The sequence below is a fragment of the Bdellovibrio bacteriovorus genome (assembly GCF_025558485.1).
Taxonomy (GTDB): Bacteria; Bdellovibrionota; Bdellovibrionia; order Bdellovibrionales; family Bdellovibrionaceae; genus Bdellovibrio; species Bdellovibrio bacteriovorus_G.
Genome location: NZ_CP102930.1, coordinates 882,145 through 895,257, shown reverse-complemented (window position 1 = coordinate 895,257; position 13,113 = coordinate 882,145). Strand labels below are relative to the sequence as shown.

The 13,113-nt window shown below is 48.0% G+C and carries 13 protein-coding genes; 4 read left to right on the top strand and 9 right to left on the bottom strand.

The genetic code is table 11. The features are described from left to right. Positions 1 to 2: 2 nt before the first annotated feature. The 3 genes from EZJ49_RS04530 to EZJ49_RS04520 form a co-directional block, all read right to left on the bottom strand. The gene (locus tag EZJ49_RS04530; RefSeq protein ID WP_262554741.1) at positions 3 to 236 is read right to left on the bottom strand and encodes a hypothetical protein; all 234 of its coding nucleotides are present in this window, start codon (positions 234 to 236) and stop codon (positions 3 to 5) included. 139 nt (positions 237 to 375) lie between these two features. Further along, positions 376 to 1,917: an exonuclease domain-containing protein gene (locus tag EZJ49_RS04525; RefSeq protein WP_262554738.1), complete on the bottom strand. Its 1,542-nt coding sequence runs from the start codon at positions 1,915 to 1,917 to the stop codon at positions 376 to 378. Beyond that, positions 1,908 to 4,286, bottom strand: a complete 2,379-nt coding sequence (locus tag EZJ49_RS04520; protein ID WP_262554735.1) for an ATP-dependent DNA helicase — start codon at positions 4,284 to 4,286, stop codon at positions 1,908 to 1,910. Before EZJ49_RS04520 ends, EZJ49_RS04525 begins: the two co-directional genes overlap by 10 nt. Before the next feature lie 102 nt (positions 4,287 to 4,388). Here EZJ49_RS04520 and EZJ49_RS04515 point away from each other — a divergent pair, with 102 nt between their 5' ends. Then, positions 4,389 to 5,327, top strand: a complete 939-nt coding sequence (locus tag EZJ49_RS04515) for a hypothetical protein (RefSeq protein ID WP_262554733.1) — start codon at positions 4,389 to 4,391, stop codon at positions 5,325 to 5,327. Here EZJ49_RS04515 and EZJ49_RS04510 read toward each other — a convergent pair. Next, positions 5,324 to 6,079 carry a substrate-binding periplasmic protein gene (locus EZJ49_RS04510; protein WP_262554731.1) on the bottom strand — a complete coding sequence of 252 codons (756 nt, stop codon included), beginning with the start codon at positions 6,077 to 6,079 and terminating at the stop codon, positions 5,324 to 5,326. The genes EZJ49_RS04515 and EZJ49_RS04510 overlap by 4 nt on opposite strands. 51 nt (positions 6,080 to 6,130) lie before the next feature. On the opposite strand from EZJ49_RS04510, the gene EZJ49_RS04505 reads away from it, so the two are divergent. Then, entirely contained in the window at positions 6,131 to 6,403 is a 273-nt protein-coding gene (locus EZJ49_RS04505; protein ID WP_262554729.1) for a peptidylprolyl isomerase, read from the top strand. 1 nt (position 6,404) lies between these two features. Here EZJ49_RS04505 and EZJ49_RS04500 read toward each other — a convergent pair whose 3' ends face one another. After that, positions 6,405 to 7,400: a hypothetical protein gene (locus EZJ49_RS04500; RefSeq protein WP_262554726.1), complete on the bottom strand. Its 996-nt coding sequence runs from the start codon at positions 7,398 to 7,400 to the stop codon at positions 6,405 to 6,407. 15 nt (positions 7,401 to 7,415) lie between these two features. Beyond that, positions 7,416 to 8,063, bottom strand: coding sequence for a chalcone isomerase family protein (locus tag EZJ49_RS04495; RefSeq protein ID WP_262554724.1), 648 nt, complete (start codon positions 8,061 to 8,063; stop codon positions 7,416 to 7,418). Between the two features lie 250 nt (positions 8,064 to 8,313). On the opposite strand from EZJ49_RS04495, the gene EZJ49_RS04490 reads away from it, so the two are divergent. Further along, the gene (locus EZJ49_RS04490; protein ID WP_262554722.1) at positions 8,314 to 9,588 is read left to right on the top strand and encodes a hypothetical protein; all 1,275 of its coding nucleotides are present in this window, start codon (positions 8,314 to 8,316) and stop codon (positions 9,586 to 9,588) included. On the opposite strand, the gene EZJ49_RS04485 is transcribed toward EZJ49_RS04490, so the two are convergent. Then, a complete protein-coding gene (locus EZJ49_RS04485) occupies positions 9,569 to 10,456 on the bottom strand; it encodes a DMT family transporter (protein WP_262554720.1) in 888 nt (295 codons plus the stop codon). The two genes, EZJ49_RS04490 and EZJ49_RS04485, sit on opposite strands and share 20 nt — an antisense overlap. A gap of 152 nt (positions 10,457 to 10,608) precedes the next feature. Between EZJ49_RS04485 and EZJ49_RS04480 the strand changes: the two genes are divergently transcribed. Then, a complete protein-coding gene (locus EZJ49_RS04480) occupies positions 10,609 to 11,154 on the top strand; it encodes a DUF4383 domain-containing protein (RefSeq protein ID WP_262554718.1) in 546 nt (181 codons plus the stop codon). A gap of 45 nt (positions 11,155 to 11,199) precedes the next feature. Here the strand turns inward: EZJ49_RS04480 and EZJ49_RS04475 are convergent, their stop codons facing one another. Both EZJ49_RS04475 and glnA read right to left on the bottom strand, forming a co-directional pair. Beyond that, a complete protein-coding gene (locus EZJ49_RS04475) occupies positions 11,200 to 11,607 on the bottom strand; it encodes a glycine cleavage system protein H (protein ID WP_262554716.1) in 408 nt (135 codons plus the stop codon). Positions 11,608 to 11,678: 71 nt separating this feature from the next. Next, positions 11,679 to 13,091, bottom strand: coding sequence for a type I glutamate--ammonia ligase (gene glnA / locus EZJ49_RS04470; RefSeq protein ID WP_262554713.1), 1,413 nt, complete (start codon positions 13,089 to 13,091; stop codon positions 11,679 to 11,681). Positions 13,092 to 13,113: the final 22 nt, after the last annotated feature.

Sequence of the window (13,113 nt, the reverse complement as noted above, 5' to 3'; positions counted from 1 at the left end):
ATTTAGGATACTTTTTTAAAGCGAGTCGGAGGATGTTCGTACTTTTTCAACAGCTCAGTGAGTTTGGCCTTCACCTCTTCCTGGTGAAGTTCGCATTTCTGTTGAATCAATCCAAAGATAGCTTTCACGCTTCCGCGAGTGCTTTCGATATCCTCAGGGGAAATGTCTTCCCACGCTGCTTGAATTTCAGCCTTCAAGCTTTTCCAGTTTTCTTTTGAGATTTGCTTATTCATCATGCGTAAGCTCCTTGCGTATCTACAGGAACTTAAAGCAGGATTGGTTCCAAGCATGAAACCATGTTTATTTCGACCTGAGCCGGGATTGTCGCCCAGGCAGGGGAAAAACTCCCCATTTTATGGGGAGTAATGGGAGGGTCTAGGTCAGGTTGTAGTGTCCCTTTTTGGAACGTACCCGCTCTAGCTCCGACAGCAGAACAGCCATGCGATCATAAGTAACGACAGAAGAATCCTGCCAACGAGGTGATGAAATTGTGGCTTCACTTAAAGAGGATTCTTCAATTCGCTGCCCGTTTCTAAAATGAAGCGCAAAACGGGGACCTTTGCTGGAAAGTGCATATTCGATATCCGAGTTTAGTAACTTCGTCAGTTTGCGTGCTCGCAAATACGCTTGCGCGGCTCGCTTGAAATGTCGTTCAAACTTATCCGCGATATCTTCAGCCGTCAGCTCAACTTCGATTTCTTCTTCCTCGGGCATCTCGATATCACCATCAAGTTCTTCTTCCGGCGGGGCATTTTTAACGAAATACAAACCCAGCGCAAAAATAGATCGCATGGAAACAAAAGTCCCCATCGGCTCTTGATGACGAGTGCAGAAGATTTCAAATCCGGCTTTAAGAAGTTCTGAATCCAAAGGTTCATAGAACATATTGGGATCAAAAACCTGATCTTCAGATCGTAAAGACTCATTGAGTTTCAAAATAGAATCAAAAACCAGAGCGCTCGAGAAGGGACCGATGAAATGTTCATCATCCTGCTCGGGGCTCATGGAAAGAAAATCATGGCTAAAGAAGACCAGACTGCGTTCGCCCGCCTTTAAGCTGATGTTATAGCGAGGATTGTGCTTTTTGATTTCATCGGTTTCTAGCAGGGCCGCTTCCAAAGGTGTACGGCAAGGGGTCACGATCAAATCATAGGCTTGGGTCAGCATCTCGAGCTTGAAGGAGTCCCGGCCTTTCTGCCCGCGGAAATAACTATTCACGCGGTCATGCAGGGACGTGGCTTTACCAACATAAAGGATCTCGCCCCATTGAGAAAGATAGCGATAGACACCGGGAACCTTGGGAAGATTCAGACGCTTTTCCTTGGGCATGGGATATTCATATTTGGTTTTCTTCGGGGCTTCCTGATTCAGCCAGATATTCAATTCATCCAGTGTTGCAATCTGCTGTTTTTCAAGTTCGTTCAGCAGTTGATTCCAAATAACCTGTGTGGCTTCCACGTGGCTGGAGCCGCGTTTGAATTCACCCGAAGCATGACCAAAGTATCCAGCCAGTCCCTTGATGCCTTTGGCGGGAAGATTGGGGAAAAGCCTTTTGGCAATCGCATGGGTGCAGATCACCGGAAATTCACGAAGTTTTAAAGCTTCAAAGCTGGCGGCCAGAAACGGTCTTTCAAACTGGGCAAAGTGAATCACGGCCTGGCGGTCTGAAATTTCATTGTAAAGAACTTCAAAGACCTGTTCCAAAGGTTTTGCATTTTCAAGTTCTTCGCTGCGGATACCGGTCAAAGACAGAATTCTTTTGGGAACAGGCTGGTCTTCGGGTTGAGCAACCAAATGACTGCGAACATCAGAAGAATCTGATAAAGCCCAGGCCATTTCCAAAATGTTGGCAGTATCCGGCTTAGCGCCGGTGGTTTGCAGATCGAAAAAGAAAACGGGCAGATCCTTTAATCGCACGCAATTTCCTCTGCACTTTTCCAGAAGGATTCGATATCAGAAAGAATCTTTTGTGAAACCAGTTCCTTCGGGCTTTGTTTAAACCACCCGCGGGGCATGGCTTCGGCATAGACCGGATTTAAGAAGCGCGAATCCATCAGGATAATCACTCCCTTGTCGGTTTCCGAACGAATCACGCGTCCCGCAGACTGAATGGCTTTTGCCATCGCTGGATAGACATAAGTGTAATTAAAGCCGTGTTCTTTTCCGTAACGGGTGTCGAAGTAGGAACGAATTTGTTCGCGTTCAAAATCAAAACTGGGTAAAGCCGGCCCGATCACAAAGGCCCCAATCAACATATCCCCCGGGAAATCCACGCCTTCAGAAAAAACACCGCCCTGCACGCCCAAAAGCAAAATCGGCTCGGTGGCGGATTTGAGTTCCTCCAGATAGATTTGCACGTCCATCTGTTTCATGTCGCGTTCCTGACGCAGAACCCGCATGTGCGGAACCTGCAACAGCTTTTCAACTTGTGCCAGGAATTCAAAGCTGGGGAAAAGAGCAATATAGTTTCCGGGCTTCACGCGTGTGACCCGGGCGATCACTTCAGCAACTTTGCCAGAATTTAAAACACGGTCATTCAGTTTGGTGGAAATCTGCGGGATGATCATCAACTGACGGTTTTCCACCTTGAACGGGGACTGGAATTCCAGTGTCTGACTTTCTTCCGGGAATCCCAGAAGTTCCTGATAGTAGGCAAAAGGTTTTAAAGTCGCAGAAAATGCCACGACATTTTTAAATTCCTTATAAGCCAGTTTCAACTGTTCCGAAGCATCACAGCAGGTGACTTTCAGCATTTCACTGAATCGGGTGTTCTGATAAGTCGTGAAAAATTCAGGCCCGTGATATTCCAGGGCTGCAATGAAATCGCTCCACATGTTCATCATGCGCAACATCGGATCGCGCTGAATGATTTCTGTTTCACTGTCCAGATATTCTGTGGTCAAGGCTCGGATGGATCTTTCCAAATCAAGGAACGGTTCAATGTCGATATCCACTTTGCGGGACCCGCCGTCTTCGCCGTATTCCTGAATCAGGGATTTCGCCTTGCGAATCAAAGTTCCAGCCTGCAAAGAAAACGTCGCAGGCAGTTTGGTAAAGTCTGATTCCAGAATATCCAGATCCTGCACACTTAATGACGGAGAAAAATAATCCTGAGCCCGACTGGGCAGGTTGTGAGCTTCATCAATGACCAGATTGGGTCTTTCTGCCGATTCCAACAGGGGTTCGGAAAGGCGTCCCAACAAACTGCGTGGGGAAAAAGCATAGTTGTAATCACCAATTACCACGTCGGCCTGCTCAATGGCTTCCACAGAAAGCTCGAAAGGACAGACTTCGTATTCTTTTCCCATTTCGATCAGCTTTTCCTGGGTCAGCTTTTTCTTCTTACTTAGCTTATTCACCAGATCATGATCGGCCAGTTTGGTGTAATAACCGCGGGCAAATTCGCAGTAACCGGGATTGCACAGGGTTTCGGCCTTCAGGCACATTTTACTTTTTGCTGTTAACGTCAGCGAGCGCAGCTTGCTGCCTTGTTCTTGCAGCTTTTCAACAGCCTCTTCCGCCACAATGTGCTGGGAATTTTTCGGCGTCACATAGACGGTCTTTTGCCCGCGGGCCAAAGAGTCTTTCAGATTCGGATAAAGAACGCCGACGGTTTTTCCCAAACCTGTTGGGGCTTGCACCAACAAAGGATGCTTGCTGGCCACCTGCGCTTCAATGCTTTCAATCAGTTCACGCTGTCCCGGACGGGGTGTCGCAAAAGGGAAGGTCATTTCTTCCGCCATTTTCTGGCGGGACTTGAAAAGCTTTTCTTTGACCTTGGTTTCTTCAACCAGTTCTGCCAAACGCAAAGCCAGCCACAGTTCATAGTGGGCAATATCCAAAGTCACACGCAAATCCACGGATTTGAAATTGCGCGAGGAAACCAGATGCAGATTTAAAAACGGAATATGCCCTGTTTCCTTGTAGTGGAAATATCCATAAGTGCGCAGCTGCCAGATGTAGGGATGATTGTCGTCAGCGCGAAGTTTGCGCCACAGCTCTTCGACATCAAAGGCGGTTTTGATCTCTTCGATTTGCACTGGATTTGCAGTGATACCATCAGCCCGGCCAGAGATATGAAACTCATAAGGACCGGCCTCGAATACGCAGCTCATGCGTTTTTCGGGGGTGTAGTCGTCGTATTCCTTCTGGCGGCGGCGCTGGATGGACTGATGGATTTCCTGCCCGCTCATCGGAGGCGCACCATAACCGGAATGCAGCTCGATGCTTCCGCGGCGAGGGCATGGCAGGGCAAATTGTCGGACATCCAAAGACACTTTTCTCACAGGTCTAATCAATCACAAACCGCTGCTAAACGCGACAGCAAAAATTTAAAATGAACTCGGTTTTCCTTGCCCCGAGCGGGAGTTGAAACATACCTTGTTTATATGTGGCGTTTCCTTCCGGTCCTTTTTATTGCATTTTCCCCACTTGCGGGGGCTCAGGTCGAATCAGAGGCCTTATCAGAGGAATCCGTAGAACAAACCACTTCTGCACAAAAAGCCACCGCTTATTTGGAAGGCACCCGGGAATTGCTGTCTTCACGCGTAATCCGCCTGTCTGAAAGTGTGGATTCCCTGTTTGGCAATACCCGTGCGGATGACCAAAAAAACACCAGCACTTTACGTGTCAGTCAAACCTACTATATCCGTCGGGGCAATTTGGGTGCTGATGATCCCGGAACATCCTTAAATCTATTTTTACCGAATCTAAAGCGTTGGGAAAAAGCAGTGCAGGATAAAATGCAACTGCCTCAACGGAACGGCGGTTCTGCCGATGAGGCAGTTGTCCCTGCGGCTGAAGAGGAAGAGCGTTTGTGGGACCTGAACAGCGAGACAGGGCTGGTCGTCGCAATTCCAGTGAATTATTTTGCCCGCCTGCGTTTGCGTCGAAGTTTTCTGCTGGGATATTTTGAAAACTCCTTTTTTGAACAGATCGGATGGTCCAAAAAAGATGAATGGGAAGAGCGAACCTCGCTGACAACGGACTATGCCTTTTCCCGGGATTTGTTATTCCGTTTTGTCAATGAAGCCAACTGGGCGATGACGAACCGGGATTTTGATACGCATCACGGTCCGTCATTAATTCGCACCTTAAGCGAACATTCGGCCTTGTCACAGGATTTTCGTTATAACACCAAGTTGATCGGCCGGGCGATATACAGTGAAAGCTTTGTGCTGTCTTCGACTTTTACGCAAAGAATGCCCATGCAGTGGATTTATGTGAAGACAACGCCGTCCCTGTCGTGGTCCCGCAGTGATGGTTTCACACCGGCATGGGCCTTGTATATGACTGTGGAATTGGTATTTGGAAACGAGGATTCCTAGTCGCGGAATTCTTCAATGCCCTTTTCTTTCAAAAGAGCCGACCACGATCCGTCATGGATGATGATATCAATAAGACGATTGACCTCTGCCACAGAGATGGCCTTTTGTTCTTTGGAAACCAGAATACCCAAATCGTAAAGCTGATCGTACTTGGTGGAAACCATCAGCTTCGCGCGTTCTTCAGGATGGGTTTTCAAGTAAATATCCAGATACTCCTTGGTCACCATAGCGATGTCGGCGCGCTTCATCACCACAGACCGGATATTGCCATCCAGAGTATTGGTGAATTCCACATTGAAACCCTTTAAGGCCGCGCTGCTGGTGGAAAACCCCAGAAATCCGTAATGATAACCTTGCATGCACTTGATGGTCTTATTGTGGAGATCGTCAAAATAGCTCTGGTTTTTCGCCTTGTCTTTGTGAGCGACGAAAACCTCAGCGCCGTGGCGGAAAATTTTAGAGCTTTCCACTGTTCCCGGAGTCCAGCCCCAGGTTTTGCTTTCAAACGCCATGATTTGATAGCGGGACGATTTCAGATCGTGGTATCTTCGATAGGTCGTTGTTGGTACGAAAGAGAAGACATACTTATTCTGCTTTTGATTTAACAAAGCGATTAAATCCAGCGTCAGCCCTTCATAAGTGCCGCCGCGGTTGATGACATAAGGTGGAAACTCATATCCCCCCAGTTGAATGGGAATAGGCTTCGCCCAAGTCGTCAGACTTGTTAGCAGTAAAATTAAAGCGATCTTCACATTGACGACCTTAAGGAGTCTTTGCGGGATCGTCAAATTAAAAGGGAACTTATGAAAATCAGAGCCAGTCATATTTTGGTTAAAAATCAGTATGAAGCCGAAGATTTGATCAGAAATTTGAAAGAGGGAAAGAGTTTTGAAGAACTCGCCCAGCGCTACTCGCAATGTTCATCGGCGAAAGTGGGTGGTGATCTGGGCATCTTTGGTGAGGGGCGTATGGATGCGGACTTTGAAGAAGCCGCATTTGCCTTAAAGGTCAACGAAGTGACAGCCAAACCCGTGCGCACCCGCTTTGGCTATCACATCATCAAAAGAACTCAGTAACCTAAGTATTGCCTTCGGGATTTAAACTGCTCCAATATTGCAACGCTTGTTGGATCAGTTGCATATCGTATTGAATACGCTTTTTTTCATTTTCCAACAGACGTTGGTCCTCTTCCGGGGAGGCTCCGACACTACGAGCTTCCACTTTCATTTGCGCAGAAGCTTTGTCGTACAGTGATTCCCACAGACGCTGCGCCATCAGGCGATCAAACTTTTCCTGGGGCTGTTCATCGGAAGGAAGCTGTTGGCCTGCATAATCCACAAGTCCGCGGGATTTGAATTCGATCCTGCTATGAAAACGCAGACGGGAAATGGCATCAATCTTCTTGATATACTTCATGGCTTCTTCAAGCTTTCCCACGTTGTCGATGGACTTTGATAGAATGCTTTCTTTTAACAGCACGTCGCGGATGAACATCGTTCTAAGCATCAGGAATGAATAAGTGGTTTCTTCAAAGCGGCGACCGCCCTCAATGCCGCCGCCAATGACGTAGTTTTGAATCATTTCCTGGACGACATTCTGTGGGGTGAAGCCTGCGATAATCTGTAAAGCGGTCAGCTTTGCGATTTTCAAAGTATTGATGCGTTGGATTTGTTTTTTTGTATAAGGAATCTCGGCTCCGCTGCCCTCGTCAATGTCTTTGGCGGGCAGGGCTTCATCAACCTCTTTCAGCCATAGGTAGGTCAGCTCCACCAGTTCTTCGGCGGTGGCCGCTTCGGCAAGTTTTTTTCCGTAAGGCATCAGCTTAAATGGAACCGGGGCAAGAGTGTCGTAGTTTTCTTCTTTCAGAAGATTTTCCAATGGAATAAGCAGGGATTGATCATGAACCCCTTTATTGGTGGTCTTCATGGCGTCGAGCATACTTTCCATCTTGGAATTGGTCTGATTCATTTTATCAGGAATCTGCTTGGTGCTGTCGATGGCATCCTGAGCATCACAGGCCACCAGGCCTGTGATAAGGGCAGACGCAATCAGAACTTGTGTCAGTTTTTTCATCGGAATACCCCAACCTTAAGGATTAACAATGTCGTTCTTCAGGGACGCTACACCGTCATCGGACGGCGTACCCAGCCAGATCGAAAAGATTTTATACGCCAGACCTTTTTCGCCGTTGATACGAGTCTGGTGTCCGGCCGTGTCTTCATAAATCAAAGACTCTGAACCATCGGAATGTTTGGTCACCAGAATTGTCAGACTGGCGCCGGCATCGGCATCGCCACCTTTACGAACGGCTTCCAGAAAGGCTTTGATGGCAGGGGTGTTCATATCTACTTTGTTAACGTTTAAGGCATCACGGAAAGAACTTTGTACGGTGTCAGCATCCACGGAGCGCAGGAAGCTAAGCTGAATGGCAACACTTTCGCTATCCTCCAGGGATTTAAGGGCTTCCGCTGATTTTCTGACAAAACGTTCGGGGCTGCTAATCAGAAGTTGCGCCACATAGACTTTTACTTTCATCAGTAAAACCTTTTTCCAGCGCAAACCCGCACCGACAGATCCCAGTTCGATTTTTTTATCGTCCAGAGTACCCTGGGCGGATTTTGCGATATTCACACCTTCGATAGAACGTGCGCCTTTTTCCAGTTGCAAAAGAGCAGCGTTCGACGACAGGGACAGCATCAGCAGGGTGGACAACAAAGCAGAAGCAATGATTCTCATAAAATAGACTCCTTATGGATCCGAGCTAGATACGGGAGAAAGCCTGACGAGTCCCTTTATTTGTCAGCAATCAATATTTCCATCAGGTAAGACGGCACTCGACACAGGACGCGTAAACAAACAGATGCTTTTGTTCTTTCTAATAGAATTTCAACACTTGAATGCAAACCGCTGAATACAAATTGGACACTACAAAAAATATTAAATTCCTAATGTGAACCGGCCGAAGACCTTTGGGAACGGAGGTCCCATGGTCGGAACCAATAAAATCACCAAATCTTTCTTTGTCACAGGATTGCTGGTCTTGGCAGCCTGTGCCCCATCCAATGACTTTCCTGCAATTGATGAAAGTGGAAACGAAAGTGCTTCCGTTGTTGAGCCCGCCGTTCCCAATCCTGATGCGGGAACACCGGGAGTGCCGGAACCGGCGCCAGGCATTCCGGAAGTGACCGGTCAAAAATTACTGCTGAATCAGGCGATGACATTACGTTATGAAAAATCCGGGGTTCTGGAAAATAAAATCGAACTGCCTGAAGGTACGCAGATAGAAATCCCGGCCAGCTATGAAGTTAAACATCTGGATTATCGCACATCCAGTGGCGGTATTGAGCGGTCCAGCACTGGCTTTATTTATCCGATAAAGGTGGTTTCGGTTCTTTCACAGTACCAGTCCCAGTTTACTGCGGCAAAAATTGCAGAGATTAATAGAACCTCCGGTGGACTGTTTATCTTTGCCTCTATCGTTGGAAATTTGGAAGGCACCGAAGGAAATTTTGCAGTGGTGACGGCTTCAGCATTGGGAGAAGGGTTTAACAAAAATTTTGAAGCCAGCGGCAAGCCCAAGTTTAATTACACCACATCGGTGAAAAAGAGATTTGGTGACAGGCTAAATAAAGGAATCAGTCCGGATTCCTTAAGTTTCGACATGCGCACAAAGTATCAGGCTATATTTAATGAGCTAAAAAAAGCCGTGAACAGAACTGCCGCAACGCCCAAGTCCTATCTGATGATGGATAAAAGTGCGGCGACCCAGTGGTCCATTAACTTTGAAAAGACGGGTGTGATTTCCACCAGCGGGGCCTGGAGTATTGCGACTCAAGGAACGGCTGTTCGTCACGGTTTTTCAAATGTCCCTTGTGCCGAGTTTCAGTCCGAGCTTTTACGTCAGGCCTATCAGCGTGCCGGATATCGTGTGGCGGATGATTTCAATAAATCCAAAGGCAATCAGTTGATATGGTCCAGCACCGCTGCGGTGGTGAATTATTCAATGGCTTTGTACAAGGCTGGATGGGTGCCATGGGATGCTACCAAGTATCGTCCCATTTTAGGTTCAATCATGATGAATGGGGCAGGTTATACTCCCGGGCATACTTATATTTCTGCCGGGGACGATGGCATGATCATCGTGGATAACGGGGCGCCTCAGGGACGGGACTTGCGCAAGACAACAGATAAAACGATTTCAATCATGTTCCAGGTGGGTGTGTTCTTCCTTCCTCCGGGGATCAACCCGCCCGCTTGGTAAGTGTCAGGACATTTCCCAGCAGGCACAGCACGACGCCTAAAACTATATAAGGTGTCCAGTGAAAGCCTTCAAAGAAACTGGAAAGTGTCAGGGCAATCACCGGGGAAAGCACGCTGGTATAGGCGGCTTTCTCCGCTCCTATTCTGCCAGCCAGTGAAAGATACGCACCAAAAGCAATCACAGAGCCGAACAATGCCAGATACGCCAAAGCCCCCAGGAATTTTCCGGTCAGAGGGATGCTGAGGTCATGACCCAAAATCAGAGCCACTAACAGAGTGAACAGACTGCCATACATCATACCCCAGGTGTTTGTGACGACGACGGGAATGCGCAGCTGATAACTTTTTTGCGCCACCATATTACCCATCGAAGCCGACAGCGTGGCTAAAAATCCAACCAGCAGACCCCAGATGGTTTTTGAATTGGGATCGAAATGTAAAATCTCATTCAGAAAAATGAAAATGATCCCGATTCCACCCAGAACCGAACCCCAGATCACGTTGCGAGTGATGGGCTTTTTGAAGAACAGATTCATGCCGAACATGTTGTAATAAACCAGAGCCGTAAAACTCAATGCAACCATGCCGGAACTAATCATGGTTTCTGCCACATAGGTCAGCATGTAGTTGATGGAAAACATCAGGATTCCCTGCCCGGCAAATAGCAGGTGTTCGCGGCGCGAGTATTTCAGGTTTTGCTTTTTCCAGAAGCAAAAAGCGAAAAGCATTCCCGCTGCCAGCAGAAAACGCCAGAAGACCGAAGTGACCGGAGACGCAGAATCAATCTGAAATGTGATGACAAGCCAGGTAGAACCCCAGATCACAGTGCAGATGGTATAAAGAATAAGGTTTTCAAATCTTGCTGGCATTCAGGAAATTTAGCAGAAGGTCCAGATACGGTCACTGCACTTCTTGTAAGTTCGCAGTGAAACAACTGAATCTTGTCAAAGTTCGAGAACTCTTCTGCTGCGATCTCGCATCCGGCGGCATAATAAAGGGGTGAAACAACAAGGAGCATCTTATGGAACCGCAAAGACCGGATTTAGAGAAGATACCCAAACAAGAGAGAGTCTCGAAACCCACACCTCCAAAGGTGGAAAGTAAGCCGGTGGTTCAAGTGGAATCCGAAACCAGCCCGGCGCAGTGGGTGTGCATGGTGCTGGGGGTGGCTTTTGTGCTGGTGGGAATGTCGGGATTTGTCCTGCCGAATTTATTCGGAATGCATTTAGGCTGGGGGCATAACATTATTCATATCGTTTCGGGGATCGCGGCATTATGGTTTGGTGTCGGGAACTCCATCATTACGGCAGAGCGCTTTAGTTACATCTTTGGTGCTATCTATGGAATGTTGGGGTTGGCGGGATTCCTTTTTGGCTCCAACACCAGCATGATTCCGCCGACCATGGACTATGATTCGTTCTGGTGGCGTTTGATTCCGGGTTACTTGGAGCTGGGAACGGCTGACCATATCGTGCACATTCTGATTGGCGCGGCGTTTGTTATCGGGGCCTGGCTGACAGCCAGAAAGCTTGAGCGTATTGCTCCGAAAGGAACGACCTGGCATTAAAGCAAATAAAAAAGCCCCGGTGTGTCCGGGGCTTTGCTTTAAGGACTAATCCTCGTCCTCATCGTCATAATCGTCGTCTTCGTCGTCATCTTCTTCGTCGTCATCTTCTTCGTCTTCTTCATCCTCATCGTAGTCCTCGTCGGCTTCGATGCGAATCAGCCAGCCTTCTTCATAAGGATCTTCCATGATAAGGGAAGGATCGTCGATCACTTGAGAGTTCACTTCAACCACAGTTCCGGCGATTGGAGTGTAAATGTCCAAAGGGCCATCGTCAGTTTCCAGAGTGCCGATAACGACATCTTCATCAACTTGTTCGTTCTCCGCAGGCAAATCTACGGAGGAGATGGATTCGAAGTCTTCAAGGCCGTCTTCGTTGATGCCGATGGTGATCATACCATCTTCCTGGCGCACCCAAAGGTAGCCCATAAAATTTCTAACGTCGTCTGATGCCATAGTCTTTCCTTATCTATGCTGATCTAGTCCAGTGGTGCGGTAAAACCGCACCACATCCTCCGCGTGGCGGCTTAACAATCGTAGTATAAATGGAACTCGTAGGGAACTGGTCTTTGCTGAATTGGGCGAACTTCTTTGTCGATTTTGTATTGAACCCAGGTCTGGATCAAATCGTCGCTAAAAACATCGCCTTTTTTCAGGAAGCTGCAATTAGCCATCAGGCTGTTCAGGCTTTCTTCCAAAGTTCCGGGAACGGAAGGAATGGCCGCCGCCTCTTGGGGAGGCAATCCGTAGATGTCTTTATCCAGCGGGTCGCCCGGATTGATCTTATTAATAATACCGTCCAAACCGGCCATCAGGATCGCGGCTTCCGCCAGATAAATATTGGCAGAAGGATCTGGAGTGCGGAACTCGATACGTTTTGCTTTCGGGTTTGGACCGGAGTTAGGGATGCGCATGGCTGCGGAACGGTTTTTAAAGCTGTAAGCCAGCTTGGTCGGAGCCTCAAAGCCCGGCACCAGACGTTTATAAGAGTTGGTTGTCGGGTTGATGATACCGCAAAGAGCCGGGGCATGTTTCAGAACACCGCCGATGTAATGTAAAGCCATTTCGGAAAGACCCGCATATTTGTTGCCCGCGAAAAGATTTTTTCCATCTTTCCACAGGGACATATGGATGTGCATTCCAGAGCCGTTATCACCAAAGATAGGCTTTGGCATAAAGGTCGCGGTTTTTCCATAGCGTTTGGCCACGTTCTTCACGATGTATTTGAACCACATCATTTTATCGCCCATGTTCAAAGCGGTGTCGAAGCGGAAGTTGATCTCACTTTGTGCGGCAGCGACTTCGTGGTGATGACGTTCCACTTGCATGCCACATCTTTCAAGCTCCAGACAGATTTCGGTTCTTAGATCCTGTTGGGAATCTGTTGGCAGGGCCGGGAAATAACCCTCTTTGGCGCGAACTTTATAACCTTGATTGTTGCCGCCTTCGTCGCGACCTGTGTTCCAGACAGCTTCGTCACTGTCGATCATGTAGAAGGCAGAACTGTTGGTCTGTTCATAACGGATGTCATCGAAGATAAAGAACTCTGCTTCAGGGCCGAAGTAAGCCGTGTCAGCAATGCCGGTGGATTGCATATAAGCGATGGCTTTTTTAACAACCTGACGAGGATCGCGGTTATAGGCTTGAAGAGTTTCAGGAAGGCAGACATCACAAATCAGAGATAAAGTGGGAACCTGCATGAATGGGTCCATCATTGCTGTGGCCGGATCGGGCAGGATGATCATGTCAGATTCTTCAATGCCTCTCCAGCCGCGGATGGAGCTTCCATCAAAACCGAAGCCCTGTTCAAAAGCCTCGTCAGTCAACTGGTGCAGTGGCACTGTCAGATGTTGCCAAGTTCCGACCATGTCGCAGAACTTCAGGTCCACCATTTTAGCGCCTTTTTCATTGGCGAATTTTAAAACGTCTTGTCCGGTCATCGTGAGCCTCCCTGGGGGTTAA